This window comes from Streptomyces sp. NPDC002306, from assembly GCF_053593435.1.
Map to the genome: position 1 here is coordinate 180,003 of NZ_JBSFCK010000013.1, position 18,637 is coordinate 198,639.

General features: G+C 70.6%; 20 protein-coding genes and 1 pseudogene. 9 read left to right on the top strand and 12 right to left on the bottom strand.

All coding sequences use genetic code 11. The features are described 5' to 3' along the window. Positions 1-52: 52 nt before the first annotated feature. Positions 53-736 (top strand): hypothetical protein, encoded by a 684-nt coding sequence (locus ACWCQK_RS25255; protein ID WP_451158506.1) that lies wholly within the window; start codon positions 53-55, stop codon positions 734-736. 222 nt (positions 737-958) lie between these two features. On the opposite strand, the gene ACWCQK_RS25260 is transcribed toward ACWCQK_RS25255, so the two are convergent. Further along, positions 959-1,678, bottom strand: a complete 720-nt coding sequence (locus ACWCQK_RS25260; protein ID WP_451158508.1) for an SDR family oxidoreductase — start codon at positions 1,676-1,678, stop codon at positions 959-961. Positions 1,679-1,848: 170 nt separating this feature from the next. Between ACWCQK_RS25260 and ACWCQK_RS25265 the strand changes: the two genes are divergently transcribed. Further along, positions 1,849-2,430: a TetR/AcrR family transcriptional regulator gene (locus tag ACWCQK_RS25265; protein WP_451158510.1), complete on the top strand. Its 582-nt coding sequence runs from the start codon at positions 1,849-1,851 to the stop codon at positions 2,428-2,430. A gap of 396 nt (positions 2,431-2,826) precedes the next feature. Next, the gene (locus ACWCQK_RS25270) at positions 2,827-3,081 is read left to right on the top strand and encodes a tetratricopeptide repeat protein (RefSeq protein WP_451158512.1); all 255 of its coding nucleotides are present in this window, start codon (positions 2,827-2,829) and stop codon (positions 3,079-3,081) included. A 432-nt stretch (positions 3,082-3,513) separates the two neighbouring features. Here the strand turns inward: ACWCQK_RS25270 and ACWCQK_RS25275 are convergent, their stop codons facing one another. The 6 genes and pseudogenes from ACWCQK_RS25275 to ACWCQK_RS25300 form a co-directional block, all read right to left on the bottom strand. Next, positions 3,514-4,206 carry a hypothetical protein gene (locus ACWCQK_RS25275; RefSeq protein ID WP_451158514.1) on the bottom strand — a complete coding sequence of 231 codons (693 nt, stop codon included), beginning with the start codon at positions 4,204-4,206 and terminating at the stop codon, positions 3,514-3,516. A 274-nt stretch (positions 4,207-4,480) separates the two neighbouring features. Then, positions 4,481-4,783, bottom strand: coding sequence for a hypothetical protein (locus tag ACWCQK_RS25280; protein WP_451158516.1), 303 nt, complete (start codon positions 4,781-4,783; stop codon positions 4,481-4,483). An 8-nt stretch (positions 4,784-4,791) separates the two neighbouring features. Beyond that, positions 4,792-5,520, bottom strand: a pseudogene (locus tag ACWCQK_RS25285) (GntR family transcriptional regulator). Then, positions 5,517-5,741 (bottom strand): hypothetical protein, encoded by a 225-nt coding sequence (locus tag ACWCQK_RS25290; RefSeq protein WP_451158518.1) that lies wholly within the window; start codon positions 5,739-5,741, stop codon positions 5,517-5,519. The pseudogene ACWCQK_RS25285 and the gene ACWCQK_RS25290 overlap by 4 nt, the downstream one beginning before the upstream one ends. Before the next feature lie 217 nt (positions 5,742-5,958). Further along, on the bottom strand, positions 5,959-6,282 hold the full coding sequence (locus ACWCQK_RS25295; protein WP_451158520.1) for a hypothetical protein: 324 nt from the start codon (positions 6,280-6,282) through the stop codon (positions 5,959-5,961). Between the two features lie 12 nt (positions 6,283-6,294). Next, positions 6,295-6,573, bottom strand: coding sequence for a hypothetical protein (locus ACWCQK_RS25300; RefSeq protein ID WP_451158522.1), 279 nt, complete (start codon positions 6,571-6,573; stop codon positions 6,295-6,297). Between the two features lie 78 nt (positions 6,574-6,651). On the opposite strand from ACWCQK_RS25300, the gene ACWCQK_RS25305 reads away from it, so the two are divergent. The 6 genes from ACWCQK_RS25305 (at position 6,652) to ACWCQK_RS25330 (ending at position 13,545) form a co-directional block, all read left to right on the top strand. Next, the gene (locus tag ACWCQK_RS25305) at positions 6,652-7,407 is read left to right on the top strand and encodes a GntR family transcriptional regulator (protein WP_451158524.1); all 756 of its coding nucleotides are present in this window, start codon (positions 6,652-6,654) and stop codon (positions 7,405-7,407) included. A 224-nt stretch (positions 7,408-7,631) separates the two neighbouring features. Further along, a complete protein-coding gene (gene rlmN / locus ACWCQK_RS25310) occupies positions 7,632-8,738 on the top strand; it encodes a 23S rRNA (adenine(2503)-C(2))-methyltransferase RlmN (protein WP_451158526.1) in 1,107 nt (368 codons plus the stop codon). A 240-nt stretch (positions 8,739-8,978) separates the two neighbouring features. Next, entirely contained in the window at positions 8,979-10,052 is a 1,074-nt protein-coding gene (locus tag ACWCQK_RS25315; protein WP_451158528.1) for a thiamine ABC transporter substrate-binding protein, read from the top strand. Then, positions 10,028-11,701: an ABC transporter permease gene (locus ACWCQK_RS25320; RefSeq protein WP_451158530.1), complete on the top strand. Its 1,674-nt coding sequence runs from the start codon at positions 10,028-10,030 to the stop codon at positions 11,699-11,701. Before ACWCQK_RS25315 ends, ACWCQK_RS25320 begins: the two co-directional genes overlap by 25 nt. Continuing rightward, positions 11,701-12,720 (top strand): ABC transporter ATP-binding protein, encoded by a 1,020-nt coding sequence (locus ACWCQK_RS25325; protein WP_451158532.1) that lies wholly within the window; start codon positions 11,701-11,703, stop codon positions 12,718-12,720. The genes ACWCQK_RS25320 and ACWCQK_RS25325 overlap by 1 nt, the downstream gene beginning before the upstream one ends. Positions 12,721-12,744: 24 nt before the next feature. Continuing rightward, a complete protein-coding gene (locus ACWCQK_RS25330) occupies positions 12,745-13,545 on the top strand; it encodes a maleylpyruvate isomerase family mycothiol-dependent enzyme (RefSeq protein WP_451158534.1) in 801 nt (266 codons plus the stop codon). Between the two features lie 126 nt (positions 13,546-13,671). Here ACWCQK_RS25330 and ACWCQK_RS25335 read toward each other — a convergent pair whose 3' ends face one another. The 5 genes from ACWCQK_RS25335 to ACWCQK_RS25355 form a co-directional block, all read right to left on the bottom strand. Then, entirely contained in the window at positions 13,672-14,319 is a 648-nt protein-coding gene (locus tag ACWCQK_RS25335) for an LAETG motif-containing sortase-dependent surface protein (protein ID WP_451158536.1), read from the bottom strand. Between the two features lie 192 nt (positions 14,320-14,511). Further along, on the bottom strand, positions 14,512-15,645 hold the full coding sequence (locus ACWCQK_RS25340) for an LOG family protein (RefSeq protein ID WP_451158538.1): 1,134 nt from the start codon (positions 15,643-15,645) through the stop codon (positions 14,512-14,514). Positions 15,646-15,681: 36 nt separating this feature from the next. Then, positions 15,682-16,089 (bottom strand): VOC family protein, encoded by a 408-nt coding sequence (locus ACWCQK_RS25345; protein ID WP_451158540.1) that lies wholly within the window; start codon positions 16,087-16,089, stop codon positions 15,682-15,684. Positions 16,090-16,165: 76 nt separating this feature from the next. Continuing rightward, on the bottom strand, positions 16,166-17,611 hold the full coding sequence (locus ACWCQK_RS25350; protein ID WP_451158542.1) for a hypothetical protein: 1,446 nt from the start codon (positions 17,609-17,611) through the stop codon (positions 16,166-16,168). Further along, on the bottom strand, positions 17,593-18,339 hold the full coding sequence (locus tag ACWCQK_RS25355) for an ABC transporter ATP-binding protein (protein ID WP_451158544.1): 747 nt from the start codon (positions 18,337-18,339) through the stop codon (positions 17,593-17,595). Before ACWCQK_RS25355 ends, ACWCQK_RS25350 begins: the two co-directional genes overlap by 19 nt. Between the last annotated feature and the right edge of the window lie 298 nt (positions 18,340-18,637).

Sequence of the window (18,637 nt, forward strand, 5' to 3'; positions counted from 1 at the left end):
CGCCCCTATGATCACGACGCCGTGATCCGTGGTGCGGGAGGGGTGGAGCGCTATGTGGGGGCGTAGGCGGGCCAGGCGCGAGCAGGAGGCGCGGGAGGCGGTCGAAGGGCTCACGGAGAGCTTCCGGTCGACCGTGGAAGGGGCGGACCGGGCCCATCAGGCGCTCCTGGAACTGCGGGAGGCGCTCGCGCGGGAGCTGGCGGAGATCGCCGTGCTGCTCGGCCGCGGGGACGGACTGCCCGCCGACGCGATACGGGAGCAGACGGACGCGGCGGCGCGGGTCCTCGCGGACGTGGACGGGATGTCGGAGCGCTACACCGAGACCCGTGCGCTCCTCGTCGGCAAGGATCCGGACGACCTCGACGCGATCATGCCCTCGCTGGAGGAGCTCGTCGAACAGGCCCAGGAGATGGCGGCGGCCGGGGAGCCGTTCGTCGAGGCCATCGAGTCCGTGGGCGAACTGCGCCGGACGACCGAGCGGCTGCGCGACGACCTCGTCCCGCTCCGCGAACGGATCCACTCCGCCCATCGCGCCGCGCGGGACGAGCTGGCGGCGGCGCGGGGCGCATCCGGCTGGTTCGGCCGGCAGGCGACGCTCGCCGCCCTCGGCGACCGGCTGAGCGCACTCGACGAGGGCCGCGTCACCCCCACGCCCGAGCACAAGGTCACCGATCACTACCGCGAGCTGGAGCGCGAGATCGCCGCGGTGCGCGACGCGCTGGCGACGGGCGGCTGAGCGGCCTGGACTGCCGGCCGTTTTGACGGTGCTCTTGTGATGGCTAGCCGTCTGGCCGCATGGGCCACCTGGGCTTTGACGGTGCTCTCGTCATGGCTGACTCGGGCGGCGGGGACTCGCTGGATCCCGGCCGCCGCTGACGACGGACTCCCGGGGAGCGCACGGCCCGCGAGCCGGTACGAGTCGGTACAAAGCCGGTACGAGCCGTCGTGTCCGTCGGTCTCAGGCGCTGTTGCGGCCGATGCTCGCACCGCCGTCGACGCGCAGGACCTGGCCGGTGATGAAGCCCGCCCGCTCGGAGAGCAGGAAGGCGATGGCGGCCGCGAGTTCGTCCGGGCGCCCGAACCTTCCCATGGGGACACTCGCCAGGTAGCGGGCGGCCGAGGCCGACCCCGGCGGGTTGGTCTCCCGGAACAGCTCGGTCTCGGTGGGGCCCGGGGCGACGGCGTTGACGGTGATCCCGTGTCCGGCGAGTTCTCCGGCCCAGCCGCGCGTCAGGAACTCGTTGGCGGCCTTGGCCGCGCCGTAGGAGGTGCGATCGGGCAGCCCCAGGGTGACCAGGCTGGTCACGTTCACCACACGGCCCCAGGACCGATCGAGCATGCCGGGCAGGACCGCCTGGACGATCTGGACCGCGGTGCGCACGTTCATGTCGAGCACCGCGTCGAGGTCGGAGAGGACGACCTGTCCGAGCGGCGCGGGTCGCACCTGACCCACGTTGTTGACCACGGCGTCGACCGGTCCCGCGCCCAGGATCTCGCCCAGGACCTGATCGGTGACCGCGCGGTCGGCGAGGTCGGCGGCGTAGAACTCGCCCGGGAAGGACCGCGGCGCGCTGCGGGCGATGCCCACCGGGGCATGGCCTTCTTCCGCCAGCTGTTCGGCAAGGGCGCGGCCGATGCCTTTGGACGCGCCGGTGATGAGTACTCGCCTGCGGGGCATGGGGTCACTCCTTGGCCGCGCTGATCAGCGCATCGATGTGTGGGGGCGGGCCTGCCCCCGAGAAGAGCGGGCGTGCGCCTTACGACGCCCTCGTCATCTTTGACATACCCGTCATGTTTGACAGCGTCGCAAACTTTGACGACTGCGTCAAAGATGGCTAGCGTGAGGACGTGGCAGGGCGACGTCAGTTCGATGAGAAGCAGACACTGGAGCAGGTCCTGGACGTCTTCTGGCGTCAGGGCTACGGCGCCACCTCGATGGCGGACCTGGCGCTCGCGACCGGCGTACAGCGCGGTTCGCTCTACCACGCGTATCGCGACAAGGAGACGCTGTTCCTGCGCGTCTTCAAGGACTACGAAGACGCCTTCCTCGCCGCCGCCGCGACGCGCCTCGCGCACCCTGACCTGCGACAGGGGCTGCTGGACTTCTTCGACTTCACCATCGCGTCCCTCACGGTCGGCACCCCCGCCCGCGGCTGTCTGTCGACGAGGACGGCCACCGACACCCGGGCCGGAACGGAGTCCATCAGGGCGGCGCTGCGCGGCCTGCTGGACGGCCTGGAACGCGTCCTGACCGAGCGGCTCTCCAGGGACGAGACCGCGGGCCTGCTGGCGGTGCCCCCGGCCGAGGCGGCGAGGCTCCTGGTCACCTTGACGCGCGGCAACGTCGTCATCGAGAGCGTGTACCGGGATCCGTCCCGGCTGCGGGCCACGGCCACGACCCTGGTCGACATGATCATTGAGACCGGCTGACGGCCCGGTCCGGCGCCTGACGGTCCCCTTCCCTGTAATTCCCCCGAACCCCGCGATTCCCCCGAATCGCGCGGAATTCCCCTGAACCCGCTACGCCGGGCCGTCCCCGGGCCGTACGAGATCGACCGACGTCGGCGATCGGCGCTCCCGGGTGACCACCCCCACCCCGCTCCGGCCTGGGCCATCCGAGTTGATCTGCCACACTGGAAGAGTTATGCCTGCACCCGCATCCCACAGATACACGTCCATGCGTAGTAGCGGCAGCTAGCTGAGAACTGGCGGGCGTGCCGTAGACGGTCGTTGTTGGGTGCGTTTGGCGTCAAGCTCCGCCAAGGAACGTTCGAGGCGGAGGGACCGTGCCATTCGCGGGCCAGATCGTGCGGGGACTGACCCGGGTTGCGGGCAGAGCCCCACACCACTCTGCCGCAGGTCAGCCGCAACAACCTCGCCTTCGCATACGAGTCGGTGCGGGACCTGGGCCGGGCCATCCCGCTGCTGGAGGCCACCCTCGCCCAGCGTGACCAGGTCCTGGGCGACAGCCACCCCGATACCCTGCAAAGCCGCAACAACCTCGCCGCCGCCTACCGGTCGGCAGGGGATCTGGGACGGGCCATCCCGCTGTACGAGGCCACCCTCGCCCAGTGCGAGTAAATCCTGGGCGACACCCACCCGAGCACGCTAGCCAGCCGTAACAACCTCGCCACTGCCCGCCAGCCGAAGCTGTACAGCACGGAAGTACAGCAACCTCAGCGACCGAGGCGGTACCTCAAAAGCCGTCCACGGCCGATTGAGCAGCCCAAGAACCCTCAAAGACCTTCCCGCCGAGAGTTCGGGACGAAGAGGTCGCGCACTCTAGGTTGCTCCCGTCCTTAGAGGCCCCGGCCTGCCCTGGCGTCAGCCAACCGAAGGTCGGCAGTTCCTCCTCCATCCAAAGGGCTGCCGGCCTCGGCGGAAGCGCATCGGGCGGCACGTTTGGTGGGGCCGGACTGACCGACCGGGCGAACTATTGAATTAGTGACAACGCGGGATGGAGTATTTATGCCATGCCGCCGAACATGGGCAACAGCCCTTGGGTCTGGAACGTCAGTCCTTTTCCCAAGGGCATGTGTGAGCGGTTGTCCGCTGGACGCGGATTTCCGCAATCATAGCTGCGCCTTCCATCGGACCATTGAGATCCATGGCGGGCAACTTCTCAACCCCGGCGATTCGGCGACTCTCGATGATATTGCCAGCAGCTTCGGGCAGTAGATACACGTGAAGCCAACGCGGGCCCGTGCGATTAGGGGCGCCGACATTGAAGGAGTCGGTTCCCCATCCGCCTTGCTTTGCAGTGGCACGCTGCAGGTTAAAGATCGCACCGGTCGATGGCTGACCTGCAGCGTCATTGAGATTGCCTACCCAAATCTGGTAACCCTCGGGAATCTGGCCTTCTCCCTTCACTGTCGCGCATGTGCCAACGTCAGAGTTCGGACCAGGTTGAATGTCGCGCTTCAGCTGTTTTGCAGCCTTTTCTGCCATTTTGAGCGGATCTTTGAAGCTTTCCGCAGCTTTTGCATCGGTCGATGCCTGGCCGCCCCCAAGGTTCATGAAGCCCGGCCAGGAGAGAGCTGCCCAGGTGCCTGTCAGGGCGACTAAGGAGCCGATTAGCGCCTGCTTTGTGTGGTCGCTAAGCCCAATCGGCGAGAGAGCCCTGTATGTCCACGTGATCAGTGCGACACCGCAAGCACCTACGGCCACCGGCCGCATCGAGGGCAGGTCCGTGAGCCAGCTGCTCACGGCCGTACCGACTGTAACGACGCTAGCCGCAATGGTTGTGATCTTTAGGAAATCTGCCATATGAGAGTTATAAGGCCTCGCGAGTGTCGAGAAGTCATCATTCACTCGAATGGGGTAATTTCTCCATAAGGGTTTCTATCTGCCTTGGTGTGACGCGTATACGGCGGGCCTGGCACAGCGCGACGGGGAGGGGAGCCCGGGTTGGTCTTCGGGGTCCCCTCCCCGTGTAGAAGGGAGGAGCGTCATCGGCAGGTGCCGTTGTGCGGGCGTGTCTTCAGATGCCGTGTGGTTCCTTCACCGCCAGTAGGTGACCGCGGCTGATCGCGACGCGGAGGACGTCTCGTAGGGCTCCGGTCAGTTCCTTCGCCAGCCGGTGCTTTTCCTCCGGGGCCGCGTCCTGATCGTTGAGCGTTTCGGAGGCACGCTCCAGGAGTTCGGCGGCCGTGCCGAGTTGGACCGATTCGATGTTGTCCGCCAGGCGGGACATGAAGCCGTCCCGGTCGTCGGTGCTCAAGTAGCAGGGGTTTCCGCCGGGGCCCGACCACGGGAGGAGTCGCAGTTCGTCTTGTGCCGTCATCCTTGCGTCTACCTCTCGTCGATCACGTGGTGGGTGGTGAAGACCGCGTCGATGCGGTCACCCGGGAAGGCCAGCAGCGCGGCCTCGACAACACGTCCAGCGGAGTCGGTCGCGGTTCGCGTGATGGCGAGGAGGCCCGGTGGAGCCGAGCCGAAGGGCCGATGCTTCGTCCGGTGTCGCTGGACGGGCGCACACCGTCTCGCGGATGGCAGTTGGCGAAGACCGAGAATGGCGAATCTCTTGATCTCTTCCCCGTACGCGGATTCGTCGTCGAGTACTCCCGCCGGCACCAGGTCGCGCGGGATGTAGATGCGGGCCAGCCCGTGCGGTGACGCTTCTTCGAAGCTGACGCACGAGACCTCGACGACGGGACTGCCCATGGGCACGTTGAGCAAGGCCGTGAGATGTCCGTGCGCTGGAACCGCGGTGGTGCGAACGGTGACACGCAGAGCGGCTTCAGTAGCGGTCCACGGGTCCAGGGTTCCCCAGCCGCCGACGTACATGATCTTGCGAAGGGGGCGGCGTGCGAAGTTGCCCTTGCCGTGGATCTTCTCGACGAGGCCTTCCCCTTGTAGTGCGGCGAGGGCGCTGCGCAGAGTCAGCGTGCTGACGTTGTACCGGTCGGCCAGGTCGGTTTCGGACGGAAGGCGTTCACCGGGCTGGATGCGGCCGGTCGTGATCTGGCGGCGGAGGCGGTCGGCGATGTCGTGATGGCGAGAAGGCACGGACCCGGTCACCGCCTTCTCAGCGACCGTACGGCGAGGAGCCGGGTGCGTGCATGGATGGTCAGCAGCTCGCCGGACTCGAAGACCAGTTGCTTGGCCCCTTGGGGGAGCTGGAAGAGGTCTCTCACCCGGCAGGCCCGACCGCCGAGTTGGATGACGTCGCCACGCTGCACAGTGGCCGCGGTGACCTCGACGCTGCCGACCAGCGCGCCGCCGGGAGCCCATGGGTTCATCGCTCCACCTCCGAGGGAGAGGTTCGGTCGGCTGTCGGGTGGCATGGGCAGTCGCACGCTTCGTAGATCACAGGAAGGCCGGCTGGCGCCGAGGCCGGGGAGGACTCCGCGCAGGCAGGGTGCGTGCCGATGCGGCAGGCGGTCGAGCGGTAGGGAGCGGCCGGGGCGTCCGTGATGCGGAGATGTCGGCGAGACGGCTTTGAGGACATCGAGGGCATCAGTGGATCCCCGCGAGGGCCGGCCATGCATGGATCGGCAGATGGGGAGCGACGACCACCGGGCGCGTCCGGACGCGCTCCTCCCAGGCCAGCAAGTACGGGCGGACGAGCGCGACGTCATCAGCCGCGAGCGAGGGACGGTGATCCGCGTCGATGGAGGCCCGACCCAGGATGACCGTCAACGCGTCAGCGGGCGCCGAGAAAGCGGAAGCGGTCGGCGGGTGGACGGCCGTTAAGTCGTGGCGGTGCCTGCCCTTGGGGGAGTGCGACGACGAGTACCGCGCCCTGGTGAGGGCGACGGCTCGGCGGATACGGTTGCGCATGCTGTTCAGCTCCTATCGCTGATAGCTCGGTCCCCCGACATCGCCCGTCGTGGGGACCGTTCTGCGTACGACCGCCCAGAGGGTGCGGCCGTTCAAGCTGGTGGCGAGGAGTCCGAACCGATCGGCCTCGGCCACCACGTCCAGGACCTCCCGCCATGCCTCGGCGGAGAGCCCGTCCGGCACCTCCGCTTCGACCGACGTGTGACGACGGTGTTCCTCCACTCGCGTGGGAAGCCCGAGGGCGGACAGCCGGGCGGCGATGGCCGCCGCGCTAACTCCCGAAGCGGGCACAGGACAGCCTCCGTCACCAGCGATCACTTTCAGTGAAGCTAGTTAACTAGATTAAGGCTAGTGGACTAGATTTTCCATATGCCTGAGCAGCCGCCCTATCTCCGCATCGCCGACGAACTCCGGCGCCGGATTGCGGAGCATGTATGGGAGCCGGGTGACCGTCTGCCCTCTCGCACCCAGATCGGCCAGGAGTGCGGAGTGGGCGAGAACGTGGTCCGCCGGGCGCAGGAGCTGCTGATCTCTCAGGGGTTGCTGGAGGGGCGCGCCGGATCCGGTACCTACGTCGCCGAACCCCGGCAGCGGGTGCGGGTGGTGCGGTCGGCGGCGCGGGAGCGGCGCGACGGGTCGCCGTTCCGGGCCGACATGAGGGATATCGGCAGGGCGGGGGACTGGGAGAGCCGGACCGACGCCAAGGTGCCGGCGCCCGCCGACATCGCCGCGCGGCTTGGGATCGGCGAGGGCGAGCTGTGCGTGCGGACGGCGTACGAGTTCCTGGCCGACGGCAGGCCGGTGCAGCTGTCGACGAGCTGGGAGCCGTACGACCTCACGGCCGGCACTCTCGTCGTCCTCCCCGAAGGAGGCCCGCACGCCGGAGCCGGTGTCGTGAAGCGGATGGCCGCGATCGGCATCACCATCAGCCACGCCGTGGAGCAGCCGGAACCGCGGACGGCGACAGCCGAGGAGGCGTCGCTGCTCGGCATTCAGAAGGCCGCGCTGGTCACGCACATCCGGCGGACCTACTACAGCGACGACGGACGGCCCGTCGAGACGGCGGACATTGTGGTGCCCGTCGCTCACTGCGAGATCGTCTACGAGATTCCGATCAATCGTTGATCGTCAGTAAATCGGGGGCGGTCGCGGGTGTTGATGCCCCGCGACCGCCCTCGACTCTTCCCCGCCCCGTTCGTGGCCGGTCAGGGGCCTCTTCCAAGATCATTCCTGGGCCGTCCCTGGGCCGTGAGAGGTCGACAGAAGCTGACAGAGGCCGCCCAGGGGTGACCACCCCCACCCCTCTCTGGCCTGGGGACCCGCAGATGATCTGCCACACTGAAGGTGTTATGCCTGCACCCGGAGAACTCACTTTCGTCGCCCCGCGCGGAGCCAAGAAGCCGCCGCGGCATCTCGCCGACCTCACGCCCGCAGAGCGCAAGGAAGCCGTGGCCGAGATCGGTGAGAAGCCGTTTCGCGCCAAGCAGCTCTCGCAGCACTACTTCGCGCGGTACGCGCACGACCCGGCGGAGTGGACCGACATCCCCGCCGGTTCGCGCGGCAAGCTCCAGGAGGCGCTGCTTCCGGAGCTCATGACGGTCGTGCGGCATCTGTCGACCGACGAGGGCACCACGCGCAAGACGCTGTGGCGGCTGTTCGACGGGACGCTCGTCGAGTCCGTGCTGATGCGCTACCCGGACCGGGTGACCATGTGCATCAGCTCGCAGGCCGGCTGCGGGATGAACTGCCCGTTCTGCGCCACCGGGCAGGCCGGACTGGACCGCAACCTGTCGACCGCGGAGATCGTGCACCAGATCGTCGACGGGATGCGCGCCCTGCGCGACGGCGAGGTGCCCGGCGGGCCGGCCCGGCTGTCGAACATCGTCTTCATGGGCATGGGCGAGCCGCTCGCCAACTACAAGCGGGTCGTGGGAGCCGTCCGGGCGCTCACCGACCCCGCGCCGGACGGACTCGGCCTGTCCCAGCGCGGCATCACGGTGTCGACGGTCGGGCTGGTGCCCGCCATCCACCGGTTCGCCGACGAGGGCTTCAAGTGCCGGCTGGCGATCTCGCTGCACGCGCCCGACGACGAGCTGCGCGACACGCTGGTCCCCGTGAACACGCGGTGGAAGGTGCGCGAGGTCCTCGACGCCGGGTTCGACTACGTGGAGAAGTCCGGCCGCCGGCTGTCCATCGAGTACGCGCTCATCCGGGACATCAACGATCAGGCCTGGCGCGGTGACCGGCTCGGCCGGCTGCTCAGGGGCAAGCCCGTGCACGTCAACCTGATCCCGCTGAACCCGACGCCGGGTTCGAAGTGGACCGCCTCCCGTCCCGAGGACGAGAAGGCGTTCGTCGAGGCCATCGCGTCGCACGGGGTGCCGGTCACCGTCCGGGACACCCGTGGGCAGGAGATCGACGGCGCGTGCGGCCAGCTGGCCGCGACCGAGCGGTAGGCATTCCGGCCACGGCCGGTATTCTTGAGCGGTACACATCTTCATATTCCGACAGGGGAGCGCCACAGCGCTGAGAGTGCGGCAATCGGGCCGCAGACCCTCTGAACCTCGCCCAGGTCATTCTGGGTAGGAAGTTCGGTCATCACTCAAGCTGTTGCGCCCTGCCCGGGAGCCGGCGGATCCGTCCGACGGCCCCGGGCGGGGCCGCGTCTCTTCCTGGTCACCTCCAGGAGGAATCAAGTGCACACCAAGACGTTCGTGGCCGCGGCGATCGGGCTCGGCCTGGTCACGCTGTCCGCCTGCGGGTCGTCCGCCGACGAGGGCGCGAAGGACTCCAAGACCGTCACCCTCGTCAGCCACAACTCGTGGGCCGTCTCGAAGAACGTGCTCGCGGAATTCGAGAAGCGGTCCGGGTACAAGGTCAAGGTCCTCGAGGACGGGGACGCGGGCCAGGCCGTCAACAAGGCGATCCTCACCAAGGACAACCCGCAGGGCGACGTCTTCTTCGGCGTCGACAACACGCTGCTGTCCCGGGCCCTCGACAACGGGCTGTTCCAGTCGTACGAGGCCAAGGGCCTGGGCCGGGTCGGGGCCGGGTACCAGCTCGACCAGGGCAAGCACCGGGTCACACCGGTCGACTACGGCGACATCTGCGTCAACTACGACAAGGCCTGGTTCAGCGCGCACAAGCTGACCCCGCCGGCCACCCTCGACGACCTGACCGAGCCGGCGTACAAGAACCTCCTCGTCACCGAGAACGCCGCCACCTCCTCGCCCGGCCTCGGCTTCCTGCTCGGCTCGGCCGCGAAGTACGGCGACGACGCGTGGCCGGACTACTGGAAGAAGCTGAAGGCCAACGGCGTGAAGGTGGTCGACGGCTGGGAGCAGGCGTACAACCAGGAGTTCTCCGGTTCCGCGGGCGGCACGAAGGCCAAGGGCGACCGGCCGCTCGTCGTGTCGTACGCCTCCTCGCCGCCCGCCGAGGTGATCTACGCCGAGCCGAAGCCCACGACCGCGCCGACGGGTGTCGCGCAGGGCACCTGCTTCCGGCAGATCGAGTTCGCGGGGCTGCTGAGCAACGCGAGGAACACCGCGGGCGGCAAGGCGTTCATCGACTTCCTGGTCTCGAAGGAGTTCCAGGAGGACATGCCGCTGAACATGTTCGTCTACCCCGTGGTCGCGGACGCGAAGGTGCCGGCCGAGTTCACCGCGTACGGGCCCGCCGCCAAGGACCCCGAGACCATGGCGCCGGACCGGATCGCCGCCAACCGTGACCAGTGGGTCAAGTCGTGGACCTCGCTCGTACTGAAGTAGCGCCTCGCGCGGGCCGGAAGGGGAACGCGGTGCGGCTCGGCCTCCTGGCCCTGCCCGTCGCGTTCTTCGGCGTCTTCTTCGCCTACCCGGTCGCCGCGATCGTCGCCCGCGGTCTGAAGGCCGACGGGACCTGGCAGTTCGGGCGGATCGGGGACGTGCTCGCGCAGTCCGACATCCGGCACGTGCTGTGGTTCACCACCTGGCAGGCGCTCGCTTCCACCGCGCTCACCCTGCTCGTCGCGCTTCCGGGGGCCTACGTCCTCGCCCGCTTCGACTTCCCGGGCAAGCGGCTCCTGCGGGCCGTCGTGACCGTCCCGTTCGTGCTGCCCACGGTCGTCGTCGGGACGGCGTTCCTGGCGCTGGTCGGGCGCGGCGGGCTGCTCGACGAGCTGTGGGGCGTACGGCTGGACACCACGGTGTGGGCGATCCTGCTCGCGCACGTCTTCTTCAACTACGCGGTCGTCGTACGGACGGTCGGCGGCCTGTGGGCGCAGCTCGACCCGCGCCAGGAGGAGGCGGCACGGGTGCTGGGCGCCTCCCGGTTCACCGCCTGGCGCACCGTCACCCTGCCGGCGCTCGGGCCCGCCGTGGCCGCCGCCGCGCTCATGGTCTTCCTGTTCACCTTCACCTCCTTCGGCGTCGTGCAGATCCTGGGCGGTCCGACCTTCTCCACCCTCGAAGTGGAGATCTACCGGCAGACCTCCGAGATCTTCGATCTGGCCACGGCCGCCGTGCTCACGATCGTCCAGTTCGCGGCGGTGGGCGCGATCCTCGCCGTGCACGCCTGGACGGTACGGCGCAGGGAGACCGCCCTGCGGCTGGTGGACGCGGCCGGGACGGCACGCCGGCCGCGCGGAGCCGGGCAGTGGACGCTGCTGGCCGGGGTCCTCGCCACCGTCCTGGTGCTGATCCTGCTGCCGCTCGCCGTGCTGGTGCAGCGGTCGCTGGACACCCCCGGCCTCGGCTACTACCGGGCCCTGACGTCGTCCGACGGGGGCGTCTTCCTGGTGCCGCCGATCGACGCCGTCGGCAATTCGCTGACGTACGCCCTCGCCGCCACGGCCATCGCCCTGGTGATCGGAGGTCTCGCCGCCGCGGCCCTGACCCGGCGCGACGCCGGGCGGCTGGTGCGCGGCTTCGACGCGCTGCTGATGCTGCCGCTCGGGGTCTCCGCGGTGACGGTCGGCTTCGGGTTCCTGATCGCGCTCGACAAGCCGCCGCTGGACCTGCGCTCCTCCTGGATCCTCGTGCCGCTCGCGCAGGCGCTGGTGGGCGTCCCCTTCGTGGTGCGGACCATGCTGCCGGTGCTGCGGGCCGTGGACGGGCGGCTGCGGGAGGCGGCGGCCGTGCTGGGGGCGTCCCCGTGGCGGGTGTGGCGCGAGGTCGACCTGCCGCTGGTGCGGCGGGCGCTGCTGATCGCGGCCGGGTTCGCGTTCGCCGTGTCGCTGGGGGAGTTCGGGGCGACCGTGTTCATCGCGCGGCCCGACAACCCGACGCTGCCGGTCGCGGTCGCGCGACTGCTCGGCCGGGCCGGCGAACTGAACTACGGCCAGGCGATGGCCCTTTCGACGATTCTGATGCTGGTGTGCGCCGGGGCCCTGTTGGTGCTGGAGGGGCTTCGGGGCACGGACCGGACAGGGGAGTTCTGATGTTGCTGAGTCTCGCCGGCGCGACCGTGCGGTTCGGCGGCCGGGCCGTGCTCGACGCCGTCGACCTGGACGTCGCCGAGCACGAGGTCGTCTGTGTGCTCGGGCCCAGCGGGAGCGGGAAGTCGACGCTGCTGCGGGTGGTGGCCGGGCTGCAGCCCCTGCACGACGGGCGGGTGCTGCTGGCGGGACGTGACCAGCGGGGGGTGCCCGCGCACCGGCGGGGCGTCGGTCTGATGTTCCAGGACCACCAGCTGTTCCCGCAGCGGGACGTGGGCGGCAACGTGGCCTTCGGGCCGCGGATGCACGGCGCGTCGCGCGGTGAACAGGAAGCCGGAGTGGCGGAGTTGCTGGAACTCGTCGGCCTGCCGGGGGCCGCGCGCCGGGCCGTCGCCGGGCTGTCCGGCGGTGAGCAGCAGCGGGTGGCACTGGCCCGGGCGCTCGCGCCCCGGCCGCGGCTGCTGATGCTGGACGAGCCGCTGGGCCAGCTCGACCGGTCGCTGCGCGAGCGGCTGGTGGTGGAACTGCGCCAACTGTTCGGCCGGTTGGGCACCACGGTGCTGGCGGTCACCCACGACCAGGGCGAGGCCTTCGCGCTCGCCGACCGGGTCGTGGTGATGCGGGACGGGCGGATCGCGCAGTCCGGTACGCCGCTGGAGGTGTGGCAGCGGCCGGCGGACGCCTTCGTGGCGCGGTTCCTCGGCTTCGACAACGTGGTGGAGGCGACGGTCGCCGGGGAGGTCGCGGACACCCCCTGGGGCAAGGTCCCGGTCGGCGAGGGGGCATCGCAGGGGGCGCGCACCCTGCTGGTCCGCCCGGCCGGTGTGCGCCTGATGCCGGCCGACGTGGGTCTGCGCTGCACGGTGACCGCGCGCACCTTCAAGGGCACCCATGTCGCCGTGCGCCTTCAGCCGCGGGACGCGCCGGGCCTGGAGGCGGCGTGCGCGCTGCGGGCGGCGCCCGAGGTGGGGGCCGAGGTCGGCGTGGAGTTCGACGCGGCGGAAATTGCCGTGCTCGGCTGACGGTCCGTCTCTAGGGTCGTGTCCATGGCCAGACTCGCCCATGATCGCTACTGCGCCGAGATCGCCGACCAGGTGCGCCGGTCGAGAGCGGTGGTGACCTCCGGTGCCGACCTTCGCACCGCCGTGCCGACCTGCCCCGACTGGACGCTGGAGCAACTGGTCCGGCACATGGGCGGCGCCCTGCGCTGGGTGGAGCTGATCGTGCGCACCAGGGCGCCGCACGACATCCCGGAGGAGGACGTGCCGGGCGTCGGCGGACCGGACGCCGAGGGTGACCCCGCGGCCCTGGACGCCTGGCTGAAGGAGAGCGGCGACCTGCTCGTCGACACGCTCGGCCGGGCCGGCCCGGACACGACGGTGTGGGGCTGGGCCGGGATCCACGACTCCGGTTTCTGGGCCCGCCGGATGGCCCACGAGATCACCGTTCACCGCGCGGACGCGACCCTGGCCGCCGGGCTGCCCTACGAGGTCGCGCCCGAGGTGGCCGCCGACGCGATCGACGAGTGGCTGGAGATCGTGACGTACATGTGGCGCACCTCGCCGGAGCGGGTGGCGGACGACCTGCGCGGGCCCGGTGTCCGCGGCATCGGTCTGCACGCGACGGACAGTGCGCCCGGGTTGAACGCCGGCTGGCTCGTCGAGCTCACCGAGGACGGAGTCGGCTGGCGGCGCGGCCGCGAGGAGGCGACGGTCGTCCTGCGCGGCCCGCTCACCGACGTGCTGCTCGCCTTCTACCGCCGACTGCCCCTGGACAGCCCCGGGTTGGAGATCCTGGGCGAGCGGGAGCTGTTGGAGTTCTGGCTGGCGCGGGCGACGTTCGGCTGAAGTGCGAGGGCTGCGGGCGACGTACGGCTGAAGTGCGTTGAGCGCGGGCGGTGTTCGGCCGACATGCGAGTGGCCCGTCCCGGTGGGGGACGGGCCACTCACGCGTACGCGGTACGCCAGGAGGGGTCAGCGGTTGTTGCCGGCCCCACGACGGCGCATGCCGAAGAACACGGCACCTCCGCCGACGACGACCAGGGCGCCGGCGATGCCGGCGATCATGCCGGTGTTGGAGTTCGCACCGGTCTCGGCGAGGTTGGAGTCACCGACCGCGGGGGACGGCGCGTTGCTCGCCGCCTCGGCCGGGGCGGTGGTCTCCGACTCCGAGGGGGCCGGGGTCTCGGACTCGGCCGGGGCCGAGGGGGTCTCCGACGCGGGCGGCGTGGCCGGCGGCGTCGAGGTGTCCTCGGTCTTGCAGGCCGTGGCCGGGGTGGTCAGGTTCCCCTTGATGTCCTCGTCGACCTGCTTGCCGGCCTTGACGTGGATGCGGTAGACGGCGTTGGGAGCCCAGTCCTCGGCGAAGGTGAGGGTGACGCCTTCGCGCGAGCCCTTGACTTCCTGCTCACCGATCTTCTTCACGTCGGCGCCGTTGTTCTCGAGGAACACGGAGACGACGGCCGGGGTCCCGGAGAAGTCCTTGTCGGTGACGGTGATGACGCCCTTGGTGCCGTCGCACTTGGCTTCGGCGGAGAACTCACTGATGTTGCAGGCGAGCGCGGTACCCGCGACGCCGAGCGCGAGCGCGGCCGAAGCGGAGGCGACACCGAGAATGCGCACGGAACGACGTGCGGTACGGCGGGATATGGACACGTTTGCCCTTCACGGGGAGCACAACTGCGGGGGGCTGAGGGGAGGATGAACCGACTTCGAGGCGGATCTCACCACCCCCAGATGACTCACAGGTCTATAAGTGCTCCGTAAGGAGTGTCAATGCATATGCCTATCGAGGACCCGGACTTTGCCGATCCATTACCCGCCGAGACGTTTCAGCGCCTCCGGAGCCTGCTCGATCCGGTCAACCAGGGCTATTCGGGACTCCATCGACCGCTCCCGCGCGAGCGCCTGGAGGAGCGGCCACGTGGGCAGTTTCTCCGTCCAGTGCACCCGGTCCACGAGCACCATCGGTGTGGGTTCACCGCGTGACTCGTAATAGTTCGGTGTCGCGTTGTCGAAGATTTCCTGAACCGTCCCCGCGGCGCCCGGCAGGAACACGACGCCCGCGGTGGAGCGGGCCAGCAGTCCGTCCTCGCGGGTGGCGTTGGCGAAGTACTTGGCGATGTGCGCGGCGAACGCGTTGGGCGGCTCGTGGCCGTAGAACCAGGTCGGGATGCCGACCGAGGCGCCCCCGCCCGGCCAGCGGTCGCGCACCTCGAAGGCGGCGCGCGCCCAGTCGGTGACGGAGGGCCGGAAGGAGGGGGACTTGGCCAGGAGCCGCAGCGCCTCGGTGAGCATCCCGTCGGCGAACGGAGCGGCGTACGCGCCGAGGTTGGCGGCCTCCATCGCGCCGGGTCCGCCGCCCGTGGCCACCGTGAGGCCGGCCCGCGTCAGTTCCCGGCCGAGCCGCGCGGCACCGGCGTACTCCTCGGTGCCGCGCGCCATGGCGTGGCCGCCCATGACGCCCACCACCGGGGCGTCGAGCAGGAGTTCGTCGAGGGCGTCGGAGACGGCGTCGTCGTGGACCGAACGCAGCAGCGAGGCGAAGATGTCGCCGTCCGACTTCGTCCGCTGGAACCAGGCGTACGCCAGGGCGTCCGGTGTCGTCTCGTAGCCCTCGGCGAGGGAGTCGAACAGCTCGTCCGGGGTGTAGACGAAACCGCGGTACGGGTCGAAGGGCAGGCCCGGGACGGGCGGGAAGACGAGGGCGCCGGCGGCACGCACCCGCGCGGCCGCTTCCGGGGCCATCGGGCAGCCGAGGAAGACGGCACCCGCGCAGTCCACGGACAGCAGTGCGTCCGTACGGTCCGTCAGGTCGACGGACTGGACGCGGTGGTGGGACAGCGTGCCGTGGGCGGAGAGGACCTCGTCGAACTCGGCGAGGGACTCGATCTCATGGTCGTGGGAGCCGTCGAGGGGCCGGCCAGGCCGGGCGGGTGTCGGATGCACCCGCCCATGCTAGGGGCGGCCGTCCGGCGCCGGGGATCAGCCCTGCACCGCCGAGGGGTCCATCCAGACGACCTCCCAGGTGTGGCCGTCGAGGTCGTCGAAGGCGCGGCCGTACATGAAGCCGTGGTCCTGCGTCCGGCCGCTGGTCGTGCCGCCCGAGGCGAGCGCCTTGTCGACCAGTTCGTCGACCTTCTCGCGGCTCGGGGCGCTCAGCGCGACGAGGACCTCGCTGGTCTTCGTGGCGTCCGCGATCTCCTTCTCGGTGAAGGTCGCGTAGAACGGCTTGGTCAGCAGCATCGCCACGATGGTGTCGCTGATCACCACGGAGGCCGCGTTGTCATCACTGAACTGCGGGTTGATCGTGTAGCCGAGCTCGGTGAAGAACTTCTTCGACGCGTCGAGGTCGTTCACGGGCAGGTTCACGAAGATCATCTGCTGGTACATGAGGGGTCTCCCTGAGGCGTCGGATCGGGCATCGGTTCATGATGTGCGACGGGTAGACCGGGAGGCCTCGGGAAACTCATCGGTGGGCCAGCGGAAGGGCCGCCAGCTCCGCGACGACCAGGGTGAGCGGGCCGAACAGGGCCACCAGCGCGCCGGCCCGCAGCGCGGCGGCGCCGCGGAGCATCGTGACCGGGGCGCCGAGGCGCAGCAGCGCGGCGGTGGTGTCGGAGCGGGCCTGGCGCGCCTCCACGGCCGCGGTGAGGAGCACTCCCAGCGTGCAGCCCAGCACCAGCAGGACGCCGAGGGTGGTCAGCGGGCCGAACGCCCTGCCGCCGGGTTCGTGCAGCGAGGCGGTGGCGTACGTCGCCGACAGCACGGCGCAGACCACGCCCAGGGGGCGGCCGATGCGGGACGCCTCGTCCATCAGGACGCGGCCCGCCAGCAGACGCCGGACACCGGGGCCGCCCGCCTGGAGCAGGAGCCCGCAGAAGTGGGTGAGGCCGGGGCCGGCCAGGGCGAGGCCGAGGGCGGTCAGGAGCCAGCCCGCCAGCACGCCGGCGGGGCTGTCGGCCAGGCCGGCGGGCAGCGGCGGGCCGCTGGTGGCGGTGGACCGGCTCGCGTACGTCTCCACGGCGAGGCCCGCGGCGAGGACGGCCACGCCCCAGGGGAGGGCTGCGGGAGCGGGACGGGGGGCGGGCGGGCGGTGCGGATCGACGTCGCGCGCGTGCTCCTCGGCGTACTCGGCGTCCTGGCCGTCCTGGCCGTACGGGGCGCCGTCCGCCGAGGCCGTGAGGGTGGCCGTGCCGCCCGGTGCCCGCAGCGGGCCGTCGTTGTTCGGCGGGACGGTCGCCGTGCCGTCGGCGTGACCGCCCGCGGGACGGCCGGTCCGGTCCGGCTCCCTGACCCGCCAGCGGGAGCCGAATCTGCCGTACGCCCCGAACGTCTCCCGCGCGCCGGTGCGGCTGTACGCGCCGAAGCGGCCGTAGCCCCGGGCCGGAAGGGGACGGGGGTCCTTCGGGCGCAGGACGAGGGCCGTGGTGGCCGAGGCGACGACGGGGGTGAGGCCCAGGAGGGTGAGGGCGGCGGGGAGCGGGAGGGGGGTGTCCGCGGCCAGGAACTGCGCCGCCGCGCCGTCGAAGGGCAGGCCCGAGAGGTCACCGCGCAGATGCAGGAAGAACAGGAGCGCCAGCATCGAGCCCAGCGTGCAGGACAGGGCCGTGGTCGTCGCCGAGATCGCCATCAGGCGGGCCGGGCCGAGGCCGATCGCGGAGAGACCGGGCCGCGGCCGGATGGCCGGGTCGGTGCGCGCGACGGCCTCCGCGAGGTAGACCGTGGCGGCCAGCGGCACCGCGCACCAGGCCAGGCGCAGCAGCAGCGAGGCCGGGGGCGTGCCCGGGTGGCTCATCGCGTAGCCGAGGGTGGACAACAGCAGGAAGCCCGTGCCCGCCGATGCCGCCGCCACCAGCAGGCGGCGCAGCTGGACGGCCGGGTGGGCGACGCGGGTCAGGCGGAGAGCGAGCACGCGGGCCGGCCTTCCGTCTCGGCCTCCGCGACCGGCGGCAGATGCACGGTGTTCACGCGCCGCCCGTCGAGCAGCGACACCCTGCGGTCGGCGAGGGCGGCGGTCTCCGCGTCGTGCGTGGCCAGGACGACGGTGATGCCGTGCGAACGGGCCGCCGTGGTCAGGGTGCGCAGGACCTGGCCGCGGTCGGCCCGGTGCAGGGGGGCCGTCGGCTCGTCCGCGAACAGGACCGTCGGCGCGGGGGCGAGGGCCCGCGCGATCGACACCCGCTGGCGCTCGGCCTGGCGCAGTTCGTGCGGACGCTTGCGGGCCTTGTCGCCGATGTCGAGGCGCTCCAGCCACTCCAGGGCGGCCACCTTGGCCCGGCGGCGGCTGGTGCCGCGCAGCATCAAGGGGAGCGCGGCGTTCTCCCAGACGTTCAGCTCCGGGACGAGCACCGGCGCCGGGTCGATCCAGCCGAAGCGGTCGCGCCGCAGCCGCTCCCGGGCGATGGGGCCCATGGTGTGCACCGGGACGCTGTTGAACCACACCTCGCCGTGCCTGGCCGGCACCAGGCCGGCCAGGCAGCGCAGCAGCGTGGTCTTGCCGCTGCCGCGCGGGCCGCTGACGGCGAGGATCTCGCCCTCGCGCACGCCGAGCGAGACACCGGCGAGCGCGGGCGAGCCGTCGTCGTGCGTGAAGTGCAAGGAGCGTGCCCAGAGCACGTCGTTGTCCGGCGGGGCCTCCATGGGCGTACACCTCGGTTCAGATCCGTAATTCCCGTGCCGATCCCCCGTCCGGGGGAACGAAGGCAGGGCCGATCGGTCACTGGCACGCTAGGCAGGCGACGGCGGGAGGCCGGACAGCACGCGGCCCCGGGTCGCCGTTTCTCACTCGAACGGTCGACTCCGGGGCCGGTGTTGATCATCCCAAAGGAAGATCGACGAGCGGGGTCACAGCTTCGTCCACGCCTCCGTCAGCGTCGCGCGCAGGATCTGCTCGATCTCGTCGAACGTCTCCTGGGTGGAGATCAGCGGCGGGGCGAGC

What these genes read in the sequence shown, in the direction of transcription:
- ACWCQK_RS25255 (WP_451158506.1), top strand. Translation starts at nt 53, where the DNA reads ATGTGGGGGCGTAGGCGGGCCAGGCGCGAGCAGGAGGCGCGGGAGGCG.
- ACWCQK_RS25260 (WP_451158508.1), bottom strand. Translation starts at nt 1,678, where the DNA reads ATGCCCCGCAGGCGAGTACTCATCACCGGCGCGTCCAAAGGCATCGGC.
- ACWCQK_RS25280 (WP_451158516.1), bottom strand. Translation starts at nt 4,783, where the DNA reads ATGACGGCACAAGACGAACTGCGACTCCTCCCGTGGTCGGGCCCCGGC.
- ACWCQK_RS25290 (WP_451158518.1), bottom strand. Translation starts at nt 5,741, where the DNA reads ATGAACCCATGGGCTCCCGGCGGCGCGCTGGTCGGCAGCGTCGAGGTC.
- ACWCQK_RS25295 (WP_451158520.1), bottom strand. Translation starts at nt 6,282, where the DNA reads ATGCGCAACCGTATCCGCCGAGCCGTCGCCCTCACCAGGGCGCGGTAC.
- ACWCQK_RS25305 (WP_451158524.1), top strand. Translation starts at nt 6,652, where the DNA reads ATGCCTGAGCAGCCGCCCTATCTCCGCATCGCCGACGAACTCCGGCGC.
- rlmN (WP_451158526.1), top strand. Translation starts at nt 7,632, where the DNA reads ATGCCTGCACCCGGAGAACTCACTTTCGTCGCCCCGCGCGGAGCCAAG.
- ACWCQK_RS25325 (WP_451158532.1), top strand. Translation starts at nt 11,701, where the DNA reads ATGTTGCTGAGTCTCGCCGGCGCGACCGTGCGGTTCGGCGGCCGGGCC.
- ACWCQK_RS25330 (WP_451158534.1), top strand. Translation starts at nt 12,745, where the DNA reads ATGGCCAGACTCGCCCATGATCGCTACTGCGCCGAGATCGCCGACCAG.
- ACWCQK_RS25345 (WP_451158540.1), bottom strand. Translation starts at nt 16,089, where the DNA reads ATGTACCAGCAGATGATCTTCGTGAACCTGCCCGTGAACGACCTCGAC.
- ACWCQK_RS25355 (WP_451158544.1), bottom strand. Translation starts at nt 18,339, where the DNA reads ATGGAGGCCCCGCCGGACAACGACGTGCTCTGGGCACGCTCCTTGCAC.